Annotated in this window: 10 protein-coding genes and 3 other RNA genes; 8 read left to right on the top strand and 5 right to left on the bottom strand. The window is 64.7% G+C overall.

Going from position 1 to position 16,015, the window contains the following annotated elements:
• The first annotated feature begins 170 nt into the window (after positions 1-170).
• A complete protein-coding gene (locus ACZZ0O_RS20195; RefSeq protein WP_115562476.1) occupies positions 171-2,576 on the top strand; it encodes a putative bifunctional diguanylate cyclase/phosphodiesterase in 2,406 nt (801 codons plus the stop codon).
• A 79-nt stretch (positions 2,577-2,655) separates the two neighbouring features.
• A complete protein-coding gene (locus ACZZ0O_RS20190; RefSeq protein ID WP_055849889.1) occupies positions 2,656-3,378 on the top strand; it encodes a pseudouridine synthase in 723 nt (240 codons plus the stop codon).
• Between the two features lie 287 nt (positions 3,379-3,665).
• Here ACZZ0O_RS20190 and ACZZ0O_RS20185 read toward each other — a convergent pair whose 3' ends face one another.
• The 4 genes from ACZZ0O_RS20185 to ACZZ0O_RS20170 all read right to left on the bottom strand — a co-directional run bounded on the left by ACZZ0O_RS20185 (position 3,666) and on the right by ACZZ0O_RS20170 (position 6,080).
• Positions 3,666-4,613: a DMT family transporter gene (locus ACZZ0O_RS20185; protein WP_115554184.1), complete on the bottom strand. Its 948-nt coding sequence runs from the start codon at positions 4,611-4,613 to the stop codon at positions 3,666-3,668.
• Between the two features lie 57 nt (positions 4,614-4,670).
• Positions 4,671-4,747, bottom strand: a non-coding RNA gene (locus ACZZ0O_RS20180) — sX9 sRNA.
• A gap of 311 nt (positions 4,748-5,058) precedes the next feature.
• Positions 5,059-5,134, bottom strand: a non-coding RNA gene (locus ACZZ0O_RS20175) — sX9 sRNA.
• Positions 5,135-5,246: 112 nt separating this feature from the next.
• Entirely contained in the window at positions 5,247-6,080 is an 834-nt protein-coding gene (locus ACZZ0O_RS20170) for a DUF72 domain-containing protein (RefSeq protein ID WP_463591673.1), read from the bottom strand.
• A gap of 486 nt (positions 6,081-6,566) precedes the next feature.
• On the opposite strand from ACZZ0O_RS20170, the gene rraA reads away from it, so the two are divergent.
• From rraA to ACZZ0O_RS20140, 6 genes are all read left to right on the top strand, one after another.
• A complete protein-coding gene (gene rraA / locus ACZZ0O_RS20165) occupies positions 6,567-7,067 on the top strand; it encodes a ribonuclease E activity regulator RraA (protein WP_463592498.1) in 501 nt (166 codons plus the stop codon).
• Between the two features lie 22 nt (positions 7,068-7,089).
• On the top strand, positions 7,090-8,685 hold the full coding sequence (locus ACZZ0O_RS20160) for a serine hydrolase (RefSeq protein ID WP_463591672.1): 1,596 nt from the start codon (positions 7,090-7,092) through the stop codon (positions 8,683-8,685).
• 194 nt (positions 8,686-8,879) lie between these two features.
• Positions 8,880-10,145: a cation:proton antiporter gene (locus ACZZ0O_RS20155; protein ID WP_323518485.1), complete on the top strand. Its 1,266-nt coding sequence runs from the start codon at positions 8,880-8,882 to the stop codon at positions 10,143-10,145.
• A gap of 297 nt (positions 10,146-10,442) precedes the next feature.
• The gene (locus ACZZ0O_RS20150; protein ID WP_463591671.1) at positions 10,443-11,039 is read left to right on the top strand and encodes a plasmid pRiA4b ORF-3 family protein; all 597 of its coding nucleotides are present in this window, start codon (positions 10,443-10,445) and stop codon (positions 11,037-11,039) included.
• A gap of 68 nt (positions 11,040-11,107) precedes the next feature.
• Positions 11,108-11,183: non-coding RNA, sX9 sRNA (locus ACZZ0O_RS20145), on the top strand.
• 174 nt (positions 11,184-11,357) lie between these two features.
• Positions 11,358-13,190 carry an ABC transporter ATP-binding protein gene (locus ACZZ0O_RS20140; protein WP_463591670.1) on the top strand — a complete coding sequence of 611 codons (1,833 nt, stop codon included), beginning with the start codon at positions 11,358-11,360 and terminating at the stop codon, positions 13,188-13,190.
• A gap of 851 nt (positions 13,191-14,041) precedes the next feature.
• Here ACZZ0O_RS20140 and ACZZ0O_RS20135 read toward each other — a convergent pair.
• Complete coding sequence (locus ACZZ0O_RS20135; RefSeq protein WP_463591669.1) at positions 14,042-15,850, bottom strand: DUF885 domain-containing protein; 1,809 nt, start codon at positions 15,848-15,850, stop codon at positions 14,042-14,044.
• Positions 15,851-16,015 lie beyond the last annotated feature (165 nt).

Raw genomic sequence — 16,015 nt, 5'->3', positions numbered from 1 at the left:
CGTGTTCCGACAGGGACCGCAGATAGCGGATGGTCAGCCAGGCTGACCTTTTCCGCCGGCCGTCCGGCAAACGGACGCCGCCATACAGACTCGGCCATGACGGCCGCTACTGCCTTCAGGTGCCCACTGGGCGCCTGAATCGCATCGGGCGGCGGTGGACGAGGACGGCAATGGCGCAGGCAGCACGCAGCACACGCAGTGACCGGACCATGCACATGGTGCGCGGTTGGCTGACGCTCCCTCTGGCACTGCTGATTGCCGTGGCTGTCGGCATGGCCGTGCTCTCGGCACTGGCGATCGAAATTCAGTCCGGTGCCACCGCCTGGATCGTCGGCCAGAGCCACTGGTCCAACGCCCAGCAGGAGTCGGTGTACTGGCTGGAGCGCTATCTGGTGAGCGGCGATCCGGCTGATCTGCAGGCCGCCTGCCGCGCGCTGGAAGTGCCGCTGGGCGACCGCGCGGCACGCGAGGCGGTCGAACAGCCGGTGATCGCCTGGACGGCGGTCTATGCCGGACTGGCGGCCGGCCGCAATGCCCCTGAGGACATGCCGCAAATGGTGCGTCTGTACCGCTACGGCCATGTCTTTCCGTATCTGAGCGACGCCATCGCGATGTGGAAGCACACCGACGCCGACCTGTTGAAGCTGAGTGCATTGGCCGACCGTGCCGCCTCCGTGCAGGCCGCCAGTACGCCGGATCCGCGCGCGCTGCAGGCCTTGCGCGACGATCTGCATCTGCTCGATGGGCGCATGCGCGGCGATGCGGCGCAGTTCCAGGCGCTGCTGATCCGCTGCGCGCGGCTGCTGCACGACGTGATGGCGGCCTGCAGCCTTGCCACCTTGTTGTTGGTGCTGACCACCTGCGTGCTGGCGATGCGCCGTATCCGCGACTATCTGCTGTCGCACGAGGGCCGTTTTCGCACGGCGTTTCAACAAGCCGCACTGGGCATGGTCAAGTTCGATCTGCGTGGCCACGTGCTGGATGCCAACGCCTCGATGGCCAATATCCTGCGCTACCGCCCGGAGGAACTGCAGGCCCGCACGCTGGCCGAGGTGGTGCATCCGGACGACATCGTGCTGGACAGCCGCGGCATGATCGACTGGCCACGGCTGATGCAGTCCGGCGAGCTACGCTTCCTGCGTGCCGATGGCGAAGTGATGTGGGGCCGCTGGAGTGCCTCGCTGGTGGAGCCGGGTCCGGAGGAACCCACGCTGGTGCTGGCGGTGATCGAAGATGTCTCGCACGCGCACGAGCTGGCCGACGAGGTCGCCTTCCACGCGCGTCACGATGCCTTGACCGGCCTGATCAACCGGCGCGAGATCGAACGCCGACTGCTGCGTCTGATCGAGCCGCCGCAATCGCCGCAGCTGTGCCATGCGTTGTGCTTCGTGGATCTGGACCATTTCAAGCTGGTCAACGACACCTTCGGGCATGCGGTCGGCGACAAGTTCCTGTGCCACTTCGCCGACGTGATCACCATGCAGCTGCGTCCGGGCGACTGGCTGGGGCGGCTGGGTGGCGACGAGTTCGCGATTCTGCTGGCCAATACCGATCTGGTGCAGGCGCAGGCCTTGCTGGAACGCATGCATGGTGTGCTCGGGCAGCCATGGAGCCATCAGGGCGGCCGGCCGCTGACGCCGAGTTGCAGCTTTGGGGTGGTGGAAATCCGCAAGGGCGCCAGCGACGTCAATGCCTTGATGACTGCTGCCGATCTGGCCTGTCACGCGGCCAAGGAAGAAGGGCGCAACCGGATTCGGTGTTTTGGCGAGAACGATCTGGCATTGGCGCGGCGTCGGCATGACGGTGGCTGGATCAGCGCCGTGCAGCAGGCCATCGCCGAACAGCGGCTGCTGCTGTACGCGCAGAAAATCCAGGTGCTGAGCGACCCCGGTCGTCTGCAGTACGAAGTGTTGGTGCGCATGCGCGCGCGCGATGGGCGTGTGCTGAGCCCTGGCGAATTTCTGCCTGCGGTGGAGCGTTACGGGCTCGGGCGCATGGTCGATGCCTATGTGCTGGAAACCTTGTGCGCGCAATTGGCCGACAACCCGATGCATGTGGCGACGCTGGATCTGTGCCATGTCAATCTGTCCGCGCAATCGATCGCGCAGCCGGACTTTCTCGATTTTGTCTGCGCCTTGTTCGAGCGCTATCCCACGCTGGTGCCCAAGCTGTGCATGGAGATCACCGAAACTGCGGTCATCGGCGATCTGGAACATGCGCAGCGCTTCGTGCAGAGCGTGCGTGCGCGGGGCTGCCACGTGGCGCTGGACGATTTCGGCAGCGGCCTGGCCTCGTTCGGCTACCTCAAGCAATTCACGGTGGATGTGCTGAAGATCGATTGCGGCTTCGTGCGCAATTACGCGCATGACGCGGTGGACCGCGCCGCGGTGCATTCCATCGCCCAGGTCGGCCTGGCACTGGGCATCGAAGTGGTGGCCGAAGGGGTGGAGTCGGAGGCGGATATCCCCGGCCTGCGCGATGCCGGCGTGGGCCAGGTGCAGGGCTTCAGCCTGCACCGTCCGTGCCCGCTGGAAGACCTGATCGCGCCACAGCCGTTGCTGGCCGTGACCGGATAGGGCCAGCCGGCAGAGCCGTGTGCCTCGCTGTGACTGCACAAAAGTGCGTTGCCGGCTGTAAATCGCCGATAATCGAACGATGACAATCCGACTCAACAAACATATCGCCGACACCGGCTTCTGCTCGCGCCGCGAGGCCGACCGCCTGATCGGCGAACGCCGTGTCACCGTCAACGGTGTGGTGGCCGGCACCGGCGCGGTGGTGGGCGACGAAGACACCGTGCTGGTGGATGGCCAACCGCTGCGCGCGCGCGAGGCCAAGAAGCCCGGCGGCCGCAAACATGTCTATATCGCGCTCAACAAGCCGGTGGGCATCACCTGCACCACCGAGAGTTCGGTCAAGGGCAATATCGTCGAATTCGTCGGCCACGAGCAGCGCATCTTCCCGATCGGCCGCCTGGACAAGGAGTCCGAAGGGCTGATTTTGATGACCAGCAACGGCAACATCGTCAACGAGATCCTGCGCGCGGAAAACCGCCATCAAAAAGAGTATCTGGTGGCGGTCAACAAGGCGGTCACCGACGAATTCTTGCGTGGCATGGCGCGCGGCGTGCGCATCCATAACGAAACCACGTTGCCGTGCCGCACCGCGCGTATCGCCAAGTTCGGCTTCCGCATCGTGCTGGAGCAGGGGTTGAACCGGCAGATCCGCCTGATGGCGTCCGAATTCGGCTACCGGGTCACCCAGCTGCGGCGGGTGCGCATCGACAACATCAAGCTTGCCGCGCTCAAGCCTGGGCAATGGCGCAACCTGAGCGATGCGGAACTGCGCGGCCTGCTGCCGCAGCGCACCGACTGGTAAACCGGCCGGCCGGATGCGCTGCCGGATGGCAGGCGCAGTGGTCGCCATCGGGTGCTTCCGCTGCAGTCGGTATGGGCGTTCGCGTGTGGCCTGCCGGGTGCGATAGCTGACCAGACGCTGCGCTTGGCACCTTGTGGGCGCGGGCTTGGTCATCGTCATCGTCATCGTCGGTAAGCGCCGGCCGCTGAAGTGCTCACGCGTTCGCTGCGACGCGTCGGTCTCGGGTGTTACGCGACACTGCGGTCGCTGTCGGCCAACGCCGTGTCGCGGGATCTGGTGTCATTCGCTCAGTCGACGATGTTCTTGGCTTCGGCGGTGCCCAGTAACTCGGGGTGCACCACCTTGCGCCGGCGTTCCAGCACCGGATGCAGAAACACCGCGCCCAGAATGATCGCAACGCCAAGATAGAACTGCAGGGTGAGCTCGCGCTGTTCGCCCAGCAGGGCGATAGCCAGCACGATGGCGTAGACCGGTTCCAGATTGGTCACCAGCTGCACCGAATACGCGCTGAGATGACGCAGCGCGACCAGCGCCAGCGCAAACGGCAGCAGGGTGCAGGCCAGTGACAGGACGAGCAGCAACACGCCATCGTGCAGGCTGGGAAGGGTCAACAGATCGCCATGCAGCGATGGCAGCAGCAGCGGCATGGCCGGTGCCAGCACGGTCAAGGTCAGCGTGCCGGCGCCCAGCTCCAATGCAGTGACGGTGAGCGGGTCGGCATGCGCCACCATGCGCTTATTGAGCGAGCCGAACAGCCCGACGAACACGGCCGAAATCGCGCCGACCACCACCCCTGCACGCATACCATCGGGCACGCCGCCGACCACCAACGCCACTCCCGGCAACACCGCAAGGCCGAATAGCAACTCGCGCGGGCGGAACGGCCGCTGCGTCACCCAGGGCTCGATCACGGCAGTGAACACCGGCGCCAAGGCGATGCAGGTGGCCGCCACTGAGGCGTTGGCCAGTTTGATCGCGCCATAGAAGGTCAGCCAGTGCAGCGCCACCAACGCGCCGATGCCGCAATAGCCCAGCACCACACGGCCAGACAAACCGCGCAAGCCGCGCCACACCCGCGGCCACAAGGCCAAGGCCACCACCACGATCAACATGCGCCACCACACCAGCGGCAATGCCTGCAGCGTGATCAACTTGCCCAGGATCGCGGTGATGCCCCAAAGCAGCACGCAGAAATGAATTTGCAGTTGCGCCTTGCGCAGGTCGGTCGTGGGCATGCGCCATTGTCGCCGAAAAGCCGCAGATCGGCGCCGTGCAATGAGCCTTATTGGAACGGCTGACAACACCTGGCGAGCAGTCGTCAGGTGGGTAGGGACGGCGCGGTCAGAACCGGAGTGTATGCGTGGTACATGCCGCACCAAGCATCAACCGCGCTCGCCTGGCGGCTGCAAAGTCATCTTGTCAGCTGCTCCAAGCCCCTCTCCTGCGGGAGAGGGGTTGGGGTGAGGGTACGGTCTACTCCAGCGATTGACTCAATCGTGCGCAGGCCGCTTGGCAACTCAAAGAAGGCCGCGTCCCACAGCACGCACGTTGTAATGTTTTCACGACGTTGATGCCCAACGACCACATTGCTCAAGACCATGTAAATGGCCGCTGGGTCATGTGCTGCCTAACATCAGCCAACGACGCATCCGCGCAATCACTCGTGGCTTCACCAAGAGCGGCTCACAAAACCTAGCGTGCAGTCGTCAGGTGGGGGCGGACGGCGTTCTCATAACCGCATGTACACATGGTCCATGCCACACCGGCCGCGCCCGCCTGGTGGTGAGCGCAGTTGTTTTGTTGGCTGCTCTAAAACGTGTTCGCCACACACGTCAGCCGGCCAGGGAGATATCGCTGCCAGCAACACGTCATCTGGCAGACAGTTCTTTCAATAGCGCCATCGCCGCAGCCGGATTGCGCTCCTTCGCCGCACTGATGAAGAACACGAACACCTCGCGCGGCGTGTTTGTGGCCTGTGGCGTGGAGTCGATATGCGGCAGGTCGGCCGGGTCGTCGCCGCGTCGCCAGGCCTGGATCCGCTCGGCCCAACGCGCCAATGCTGGCGCCGGATAACCGGCATGCAGACGTGCCTGGCTACGCATCAGACGCGCGTAAACGAAATCGGTGGAAAGATCGGCGAAGGAGGGATGTTCGTCCGAATCGGTGAACACGGTAGCCACGCCGTAGCGGCGCACCAGCGCGAGCAGCGACGTATCCACCGCCGCAGGGTCGCGAACTTCGAGCACATGCCGCAGCGTGCGACCGCCTGCGCGTTGAGGCAGCAACGCCAGAAAGGCTTCCAGGTCGTCGGCCTGCAGCCGATGTCCTTGCTCGAATTGCCACACCAGCGGCCCCAGGGTCGCGCCGAGCTCGACAATACCGCCGACGAAGTCGTCCACCTGCGCCTTGGTGCCCGCCAGTGTGCGTGACTGGGTAATGCGCCGCGGCGCCTTGGCAGAAAACACGAAGCCGGGCGGCACGTCATCGCGCCATTTCGCATAGGTCGCCGGTTTCTGCGCGCCGTAGTAGGTGCCGTTGATTTCGATGGCGTTGACCTGGCGGCTGGCGTATTCCAGCTCGCGCCGCTGCACCAGGCCGTCGGGATAGAACATGCCTGCGCGCCATGGCGCATACACCCAGCCGCCGATACCGACATGGATGCCGTCCAGGACGGGTGGTGCGGAAGCGAACAGATCAGACATCGCAGGGAGACTCGCTGGCAAAGGTGTGCACGATGAGGTGCCGCAGTGGTGTGGCGCGGAGTGGCAGTCACAGCCTATCGCGTGGCGTAGCGCGATTGGATGCGGTGTGACAGCGAAGCCGCCGGCTGGCGATGCGGCCAATGGCAGCGCTCGCCGTGCCAGTCTGCGCGACGACGCACAGCCAAGCGGCATCTTCGCTAGCGTTCCCATGACGCGGGTCGCGATGGCGTGCGACCGGCATTGCACCGTTGGCGCGGCACCAAGCGAGGACGGCAGCGCCAGCGAATCTTTACCGCAAAGCCCGATATCCCGATCAAGCCCGGTCCACGCGCGCCTACCGGTGGCCGCAGTCGCCTGTCGGTCGTTCTGCGCGATGCCAGCGCAGCAGGAGGCTGCCGAGCAGTCAGCGCCGAGACGACATCAACCGACACCCGGACCCCATCGCAGCCGGCTACCATGCCTGCTCAGCCGCTTGAGACCGCGCCGATGACCTGGACCACGCCCGATCTGTGTGACCGCTTTCCCGAGGTGACCGTTGCCGAGCCGTTGTTCCGCCACTTTGGCGGGCGCAGCGTGTTCTCCGGGCCGATCGCGACGGTGCGCTGTTTCGAAGACAATTCGCGCGTGCGCGAGCTGGTCTCTACGCCGGGCGATGGGCGGGTACTGGTGGTGGACGGCCAGGGCTCGTTGAAGCATGCGCTGCTGGGCGACCAGATCGCGGCGCAGGCGGTGGGCAATGGCTGGGCCGGCGTGTTGATCCACGGCTGCGTGCGCGATGTCGAGATCCTGGCCACGCTGCCGCTGGGCGTGCTGGCACTGGCCGCCTGCCCACGGCGCACCGAGCGGCGCGATCTGGGCGATGTGGATGTGCCGGTGAACTTTGCCGGTGTCCCGTTCGTGCCCGGTCATTGGTTGTACGCCGACGCCAACGGCGTGCTGGTAACGCCGCTGCCGCTGTTGTTGGACAGTGCCAGCGTCGCAATCTGATCGACACTAAGAGAGCGTGAGAATGACCTTGAACGGATGGCTGACGGGAGGCGTGCTGATGCTGGCAACCCTGGTGACAACAACGCACGCGGCTGAGCTTCCGGCCGGCATGCAGCAGTTCGATGCGCAGATGGAACGGGTGCGCAAGCAGTTCGATGTGCCCGGCATTGCGGTGGCCATCGTCAAGGATGGTCAGGTAGTGCTGGAGCGCGGCTACGGCGTGCGCGAGATCGGCAAACCCGAGCTGGTGCAGGCAGACACATTGTTTGCGATCGCCTCCAACACCAAGGCGTTTACTGCCGCGTCGCTGTCGATTCTGGCCGACGAGGGCAAGCTGTCGCTCGACGACAAGGTCATCGACCACCTGCCGTGGTTTCGGATGTCCGACCCTTATGTCAGCGGTGAAATGCGCGTGCGCGACCTGCTTGCGCACCGCAGCGGGCTGAGCCTGGGTGCCGGCGATCTGTTGTTCTGGCCGACCACCAGCTACAGCACCGAAGAGGTCGTGCAGCGCCTGGCCAAGGTGCCGTTGAAAGGCGGGTTTCGTGACCGCTACGCGTACGACAATATCTTGTACGCCGTCGCGCAGAAGGTGATCGAACAGGTCTCCGGGCAGTCCTATGCCGCGTTTTTGCAGCAGCGGATCTTCGCTCCGGTGGGCATGCGTGGGACGCGCTTCAATGCCGACCAGTTGCAGCCCGGCGACGCCGCGGCGGTCGGCCATGCCAAGTACGACTTCACCGAGCTGCGCACGGCCGCACCGCTGACCTGGTCGAACAATTCCGGTGCCGGTGGCATCTATTCCAGTGCGCACGACATGGCGTTGTGGATGAACGTGCAATTGGCCGGTGGAGTATTGCCCGATGGGAAAGCGTTGTTCAGCGCCAAACGGCAGCAGGAGATGTGGTCGATGATCACACCGATCGCGATCGCCGACCCGGCGGTGCCGGAGCTGGCGGCGGCACGCCCCAACTTTGCCGGTTACGGCGAGGGCTGGAGCCTGAGCGACTATCGCGGCCATCGGCTGGTGTGGCACACCGGCGGCTGGCCCGGCATGGTGTCGCGCCTGACCCTGGTGCCCGACCAGAAACTGGGTGTAGTGGTGCTGACCAATCAGGAAGTGGGTGCAGCGTTCAACGCGGTGACGCTGCAGGTGCTGGATGCGTTCTTGCAAGTGCCGCCCACCGACTGGACCGACGCGTACGCCAAGGCCGTGGCCAAGGCCGACAGCGATGCCGACACCAGCTGGAAGAAGCATCAGGATGCACGCACCGCACGCTCGACGCCGTCGTTGCCGCTGCGCGGTTATGCGGCCACCTATCGCGACCCGTGGTATGGCGACGTGGTGATCCGCAAGGACGGCAAGCGGTTGCGGCTGCAGTTTGCCAAGACGGCGCAGCTGATCGGCACGCTGGAGCACTGGCAGCACGACAGCTTTATCGTGCGCTGGGACGACCGTTCCTTGAACGCCGATGCCTTCGTCAACTTCGCACTCACTGCGGACGGCGCGGTGCGCGAGATGCGCATGGAGGCGATCTCGCCGTTGACCGATTTCAGTTTCGATTTTCAGGATCTGGTGCTGACCCCGGTGCCGGCGGCATCGCCCGCATCGCAGTGATATGCGTCTGAGTGCGGCGCCAGCGCATCTGCCGTGCGGTGCGCTCACCGCCAAGCGGAGGGGTGCCGTGTCCATCCAGAGCAGCTGAATTGGCCTGCTGGCGCGGCAATCGCCGCGCTCGGTGGCTATGCGGCTACCGTCCACCGGCGCGGCTCGCTATGATCCGCGCACTTCTCAGGGATGTCCCCATACGCATGACCACTCCGCAGATGTCGGTGTATTTTTTTCTGCAGGCTGCAGCGATCCTGCTGGTATGCCGGTTGGTCGGCATGCTGGCCAAGCGCCTCGGGCAGCCGCAGGTGGTGGGCGAGATGATCGCCGGCGTGATGCTGGGGCCGTCGTTGTTCGGCCTGCTGGCACCGGGTGCGCAGGCAGCGTTGTTCCCCAAGCAGACCATGGATGTGCTGTACGTGTTCGCGCAGTTTGGCGTGGGCCTGTACATGTTTCTGGTCGGTACCGACTTCCGCGGCGATCACTTCCGTGCGCGCTATCGCAGCGCGATGAGCGTGTCGCTGGCCGGTATCGCAGTGCCGTTTGCGCTGGCATTTGCGATGTGCCCGTGGTTGCTCAATGTGGAAGGCCTGTTCTCGGAAAAAGCCAAGCTCATGGAAGCCTCGCTGTTCCTGGGCGCGGCCATTGCGATCACCGCATTCCCGATGCTGGCGCGCATCATTCACGAGCGCGGCCTGACCAATAGCCCGTTGGGCACGCTGGCGCTGACTGCCGGTGCGTTCGACGATGCGGCGGCGTGGTGCATTCTGGCGGTGGTGCTGGCCAGCTTCGGCGGCAGCTGGGGCAGTGCGTACCTGGCCATCGGTGGCGGCGTTGCCTATGCGCTGTTCATGCTGTTTGTCGGCCGGCATCTGCTGCGTCGCCTGGCCGATCATGTCGTGCCGGATCAGCCGCTCAGCAACAGCATGCTGGCGATCGTGCTGATGCTGTTCTGCCTCAGCGCCTGGGCGATGGATGCGATCGGTATCCACGCCGTGTTCGGTGGCTTCCTGCTGGGTGTCTGCCTGCCCAAGGGCGCATTGACCGAGAAGCTGCGCGAGATGATGCAGCCGTTTGTGGTGGTGTTGCTGCTGCCGTTGTTCTTCACCTATTCGGGCCTGAAAACCCAGCTCAGTGTGTTGCTGCAGCCGCAGATCATGCTGGCCGGTGTCGCCATCCTGGCGGCATCGTTCATCGGCAAGGGCGTGGCCTGCTGGGCTGCGGCGCGCGCCACCGGCGAAAATAACCGCGACGCGATGGCGATCGGTTCGCTGATGAATGCACGCGGCCTGATGGAGCTGATCATCATCAATATCGGTTTGCAGGCCGGGGTGATCGAGCAGGGCTTGTTCTCGGTGCTGGTGCTGATGGCGATCCTGTCCACGCTGATGGCCACGCCGCTGTTCAACTGGATCATGCGTCGCCACGCCAACGTGACCGACGCGGTGCCGAGCCTGCAACAGCGCTGAACGCCGGCAGCTGCTGCGCTGGCGAGGCAGCTGCGCTGCTGGTGAGAGGCAGCGCTTGTCGGTTGCTTGGCCGTGCGGGCAATCCTGACGTTTGAAGGCTGCGCATTAGCTGCTGCACAGCGCGCGCGAGCGCGCCGCGCCGTGCGCTGCATGCTCCGAACGAACGCACCTGCTTGACCAGGATGGAGCGATGTCGGCTAGTTGCTGGCGCAGTCGCAGTGCAGGCGTATTGAAGCGCATTGAGGCGAGCATGCCACCGCCGCCATACTGGCGTCAGATATCAGTCATCGAGTCGTCATGACCAAGGCAAAAAAGAAGGCCGCCCAGCAGGCGGTGCAGGTCCCGGTGCCGATCTATCAGTTGCAGATCGCATTGGCGGGCAGTGCACCGCTGGTGTGGCGCAGCGTGCTGGTGTCCGGTGCAGTGCGGTTGGCGACCTTGCACCGCGTGCTGCAGCCGGTGATGGGCTGGAGCGGTGCGCATCCGTACGAATTCGACGTTGGCGGCGGGCGCTATGGCGAGTCCGGCCTGGATGTGCCGGATCGCTCCCGGCTCAAGCATGCCGCGCGGGTCACGTTGGAGAGCGCGCTGGGCGAGCTCGATGCATTTGGCTATTTCTATGGGGCCGGCGCCGGCTGGCAGCATACGGTGCAGGTGCAGGCCGTCTTGCCGCCGGATGCAGCGCTGCGCGTGGCACGCTGCATCGATGGGGCCAATGCCTGCCCGCCGGAAAGCCGCGGCGGGATCGATGACTACCAGGAATTTCTGCAGATCATCGCCAACCCGGATCACCCGCAGCATGTGCAGGAACTTGCCACGCTCGGTGGGCGTTTCGATCCGGGTCACTTCGATCTGGTCGAGATCAACCGGCTGCTTGCGCGTGTTCGCGACTGATAGCAGCGAACAAACCGACTGTGCTCACCGTCAGGCGGGCGCGGCCGGTGCTCGGTGCTCGGTGCGGCATGGACCACGCGTCCACTCCGATTCTGAGCGCGCCGTCCGCACCCGCCTGACGATTGCTCGCTAGGTTTGTTAGCCGCTCTAAACGCAGGTGCTGACACAGCTGCGCCATGCAGTGCCGGCGCCGCGTCATCCACAGCAGCACTGGGCACCCGCAGCGCGACCTCCCAGGCGGAACTCGCCGCATCAACGCACTGCGGCTTGACGCCCAATCGGCTAGCCTGACCGCCCGGTGTTAGCGAAGTGCGTGCAATGTTCCGCTGGTTCGAGTCCCTGATCGATATCTTTCCGCCCATCGAGCGGGAGATGCCGCCCCGCAGCGTGTGGCGGTTTTATCTGCATTATCTGCGGCCGTTGTGGCCGATTCTGTTGGTCACGCTGGTCGCAGGGCTGCTGCTGGCGCTGGTGGAAGTGGCGATGTTCGACTTCCTCGCTCGCATCGTGGACATGCTGGCCGAGCGACCGGGACCGGACTTCTTCCGTCGTCATGCGGGCGAGTTGCTATGGATGGCAGCGATCACGCTGGTGGCGCGGCCCTTGTTCACCGGCCTGCACAATCTGCTGGTCAATCAGGCGATCGTCCCGGGCCTGAGCAACCGCTCGCGCTGGTTGATGCACAACTACGTGGTGCGCCAGAGCCTGGGCTTTTTCAACAACGATTTCGCCGGCCGCATCGCCAACCGCGTGATGCAGACAGGTACCTCGTTGCGCGAATCGGCGGTGCAGATGGTCGATGCGCTCTGGTACATCGTGGTCTATACCGGCAGTGCCTTGTGGTTATTTGCGCAGGCCGACCCGTGGTTGATGGCGCCGCTGCTGATCTGGCTGGTGGTGTATGTCGGGTTGATGGCGTTCTTCGTGCCGCGCATGAAGGCGCGTGCCTGGGTCGCATCGGACGCGCGTTCCAAGGCCACCGGGCGCATCGTCGATGGCTATACCAATATTTCCACGCTCAAGTTATTCGCCCATGCAGGCCGCGAAGAAGCCTATGTGCACGACGCGCTCGATGAGCTGGCGGTCAAGCATCGCCTGCAGACACGGGTGACCACCGCCATGGATACTGCCATCGCGGTGGCCAACGGGTTCCTGATCGTGGGCACCTGCGCATTGTCGCTGTGGCTGTGGAACCGTGGGCAGATCAGCGTCGGTGCGATCACGCTGGCTACCGGTCTGGTGATCCGCATCCACAACATGTCCGGTTGGATCATGTGGACGGTCAACGGCATCTTCGAAGACATCGGCAGCGTGCAGGACGGCATGCAAACCATCGCGCAGCCGCTGACCGTGCAGGACGCGCCGGATGCGGTGCCGCTGCGGGTCACCCAGGGTCAGGTGCACTTCGACCAGGTCCATTTCCACTACGGCAAGCGCGGCGGCGTGATCGCCGGGCTGGATCTACAGGTGCGCGCGGGCGAAAAGATCGGCCTGGTGGGCCCTTCCGGTGCGGGTAAATCGACGTTGGTCAACGTGCTGCTGCGGCTGTACGACCTGGAGCAGGGGCGTATTTTGATCGACGGGCAGGACATCGCGCAGGTCACGCAGGAAAGCCTGCGCGGGCAGATCGGTCTGGTGACGCAAGACACCTCGCTGCTGCATCGTTCGATCCGCGACAACCTGCTGTATGGCCGGCCGCAGGCCAGCGACGCGCAGATTCTCGAAGCCGTGCGCAAGGCGCGCGCGGAGAGCTTTATCGACGCCTTGGTCGATGGCGAAGGACGTCAGGGCTTCGATGCGCATGTTGGCGAGCGCGGCGTCAAACTCTCCGGCGGTCAGCGCCAGCGCATCGCCATTGCGCGCGTGCTGTTGAAAGATGCGCCGATCCTGATTCTGGATGAAGCTACCTCGGCGCTGGATTCGGAAGTGGAAGCGGCAATCCAGGACAGCCTCGACGCATTGATGGGCAACAAGACCGTCATCGCCATCGCGCACCGGCTGTCCACCATTGCGCGCATGGACCGCCTGGTGGTGATGGACGCCGGCCGCATCGTCGAAACCGGTACGCATGCGGAGCTGATTGCGCAGGGCGGGCTGTATGCACGCCTGTGGGCGCGGCAGACCGGTGGATTTGTTGCGGCGGATGGGTGAGGTGAACGATGCTCGAGTGCTCGAGTGCTCGAGTGCTCGAGTGCTCGATGCGAGAGAAGTCAGTTCGCCCGTACCCTCATCCGCCCCTGCGGGGCACCTTCTCCCGCATGCGGGAGAAGGGAGATAGTCAGCGCTTCAGCCGTTTGTTGGAGCAAGCCCCTCTCCCAGCGGGAGAGGGTTGGGGTGAGGGTGCGGGGCGGAGCCACTTGGTAGTTCGGCGACACCAGGCTTCGCTCGCGCCCTCATCCGCCCCTGCGGGGCACCTTCTCCCGCATGCGGGAGAAGGAAGATAGTCAGCGCTTCAGCCGTTTGTTGGAGCAAGCCTCTCTCCCAGCGGGAGAGGGGTTGGGGTGAGGGTACGGGGGGTAGCCACTCGCTAGTTCGGCGACATCAGGCTTCGCTCGCGCCCTCATCCGCCCCTGCGGGGCACCTTCTCCCGCGTGCGGGAGAAGGGAGAGAGTCAGTGCTTCATCCGTCTGTTGGAGCAAGCCCCTCTCCCAGCGGGAGAGGGGTTGGGGGTGAGGGTACGGGGCGGAGCCGCTCGCTAGTTCGGCGACACCAGGCTTCGCTCGCGCCCTCATCCGCCCCTGCGGGGCACCTTCTCCCGCGTGCGGGAGAAGGGAGAGAGTCAGCACTTCATCCGACTGTTGGACCAAGCCCCTCTCCCAGCGGGAGAGGGGTTGGGGTGAGGGTGCGGGGCGGAGCCACTCGCTAGTTCGGCGACATCAGGCTTCGCTCGCGCCCTCATCCGCCCCTGCGGGGCACCTTCTCCCGCATGCGGGAGAAGGGAGATAGTCAGCGCTTCAGCCATCTGTTGGAGCAAGCCCCTCTCCCGAGGGGGAAGGGAGTGCTTACTTAATCGGCTGATCCAGCATCAGCTCGCGTGCAAAGCGCACCGGCGGGGCGCCATAGGACAGCATCTTGTCGTGGTAGGCCTTCAGGTTAAAGTCTTTGCCCAGCTTGTCCTGCACCGCCTTGCGCGTGTCCAGATGTTCCTGCACGCCGACGAAGTAGGTTGGCAGTTGCGCCGACGACAGCTGCGCACGCACCCATTTGCCCGAGGCTTCGCTTTCCTGCTGGAAGGTGTCGTGCGTCATCAGGTGCATCGCCTTGTCGCGATCCCAGCCGTCCACATGCACGCCCTGGTCGAGGATGGCATTGGCAATGGTGCGCAGGTAGAACTTGAGCTGCACCAGGTGGAACAGCGGGTCGTTATCCAGGTAGCCCTGCTCCTGCATCATGCGCTCGGTGTACACCGCCCAGCCTTCGGCGAACATGCCCGAGCGCAGCACCGCGCGCAGCGTGGAGGGGAACTTGGCCGAGTGCCAGCCTTCCAGGTAATGGCCTGGCGTGCCCTCGTGGATGCTGAGCAGCTGGATCATGCGGGTGTTGTATTCGCGCAGGAACGAATCGACCTGCTTGTCGTTCCAGTCGTCGGGAATCGGCGACACCGCGTAGAAGGTCTTGAGATTCTTGTCGAGCGGGCCGGGCGAATCGCAATACGCCACCGCCACGCCACGCTGGAATTCCGGCATCAGGATGATGTCCACCGGCGAATCCGGCAGCGTCATCAAATCTTTCTGACGCACGAAGTTGGTGGACTGCGTCAGCGCTGCCTTGGCTTCGTCCACCACCTTGTCGCGCGCGGGCTTGTCGGCATACGCCAGTTCCAGCGCGGCTTCGATCGCAGCCTGTTGCTGATCGTCGGTCGGCGAGGCGGGCAGCTTCGGTGCGCCCGGTTTATCCTTGAGCACGGTGCGCGCAATGCCGTACATCTCGCTGCGCACGCGTTTGAGTTCGGACTCCGCACGTTGTTTGATATCGGCGCGCGACAGCGACGACAGCAGCGCGAATTTCAGCTTTTGATCGTACTTTTCCGCACCGACACGGAAGTCCCCCTTGGCATTGGGCACCAGCACGGTGTCCAGCCAGGTCTGCTGCTCGGTCACCGCCTTGCGCAGGTTGTCGATGGCCGCCTGCGCACGCGCCGCTTCGATCGGGCCAAGCTGGCCGATGTTGGGCGCGATGAAGGTATCGACAATGCTCAAGATGCCCTTGTTCTGCTTGGCCACCGTCTCGGCGTGGATCTTGGGCACGCGCGCCGGGTCCAGGTTCTCGCGCGCCTGCGCAAAGATGCTCGGGATTTTTTCCATGCGCTGCGTGGCCGACGCCAGGCGCTCGGGCAGGGGCGCGAACTCGCGCGCCATCAGGCCGTACAACGCGCTACCGGCCAGGCCGTTGTAGACCTGCGGGTCCCAGGCCCAGCTCTGCAGGACCTCGGTATTCCAGATTTCCGATTGCAACTGGTTACGCAAGATCGCTGCATCGACCTCGTTTTCGCGCGACAGCTTGGCGATGTCGATCGCCTCCAGCTCGGTCAGCAGCTTCTTGCCGGCATCCAGGCTGCGCTGGCGCCCGGCGGTGCTGAGATCGTCGATCTGCGTATCGAAGCGATGATCGCCGGTCTGGGTGGCGGTGACCGGCGACAGCTGCATCCAGGTGTCCAGGGCCTGCTTGGAGAGCGCGGCAAAGCGCGCATCCGCGGTCTGCGCGTCGTGCGCGCCCGCGGGCGGCGTGGTGCCGGCGCTCGGCGATGCGGGCTGCTGTTGGCAGGCACTCAGGCCGGCGATCAGGGCGAGGACAAGCAGGCGTTGACGCATGGTGGGTCCTGATGGAATCAATCCGCCAGCATAGGCAACTGTGCGGTTGTCCGCATCCACCATTGGTTTAGAGTGGCGATCGAATCGGTGCGCCGCCCACAAAGGCGGCCGCAGCCGTTGTCCGGTTCGGCCGGTAGCGGGCGAACCCTCGCCGCTGCCATGCCC

The sequence above is a fragment of the Xanthomonas sp. AC360 genome (assembly GCF_979258225.1).
The sequence above is the reverse complement of the archived record's forward strand: the minus strand, read 5'-3'. Positions and strand labels throughout refer to the sequence as shown.

Bases quoted from the DNA above. Each gene is read 5' to 3' on its own strand.
- rraA (WP_463592498.1), top strand. From the start codon at position 6,567: ATGACCTGGACCACGCCCGATCTGTGTGACCGCTTTCCCGAGGTGACC.
- ACZZ0O_RS20190 (WP_055849889.1), top strand. From the start codon at position 2,656: ATGACAATCCGACTCAACAAACATATCGCCGACACCGGCTTCTGCTCG.
- ACZZ0O_RS20170 (WP_463591673.1), bottom strand. From the start codon at position 6,080: ATGTCTGATCTGTTCGCTTCCGCACCACCCGTCCTGGACGGCATCCAT.
- ACZZ0O_RS20160 (WP_463591672.1), top strand. From the start codon at position 7,090: ATGACCTTGAACGGATGGCTGACGGGAGGCGTGCTGATGCTGGCAACC.
- ACZZ0O_RS20195 (WP_115562476.1), top strand. From the start codon at position 171: ATGGCGCAGGCAGCACGCAGCACACGCAGTGACCGGACCATGCACATG.
- ACZZ0O_RS20140 (WP_463591670.1), top strand. From the start codon at position 11,358: ATGTTCCGCTGGTTCGAGTCCCTGATCGATATCTTTCCGCCCATCGAG.
- ACZZ0O_RS20185 (WP_115554184.1), bottom strand. From the start codon at position 4,613: ATGCCCACGACCGACCTGCGCAAGGCGCAACTGCAAATTCATTTCTGC.
- ACZZ0O_RS20135 (WP_463591669.1), bottom strand. From the start codon at position 15,850: ATGCGTCAACGCCTGCTTGTCCTCGCCCTGATCGCCGGCCTGAGTGCC.
- ACZZ0O_RS20150 (WP_463591671.1), top strand. From the start codon at position 10,443: ATGACCAAGGCAAAAAAGAAGGCCGCCCAGCAGGCGGTGCAGGTCCCG.
- ACZZ0O_RS20155 (WP_323518485.1), top strand. From the start codon at position 8,880: ATGACCACTCCGCAGATGTCGGTGTATTTTTTTCTGCAGGCTGCAGCG.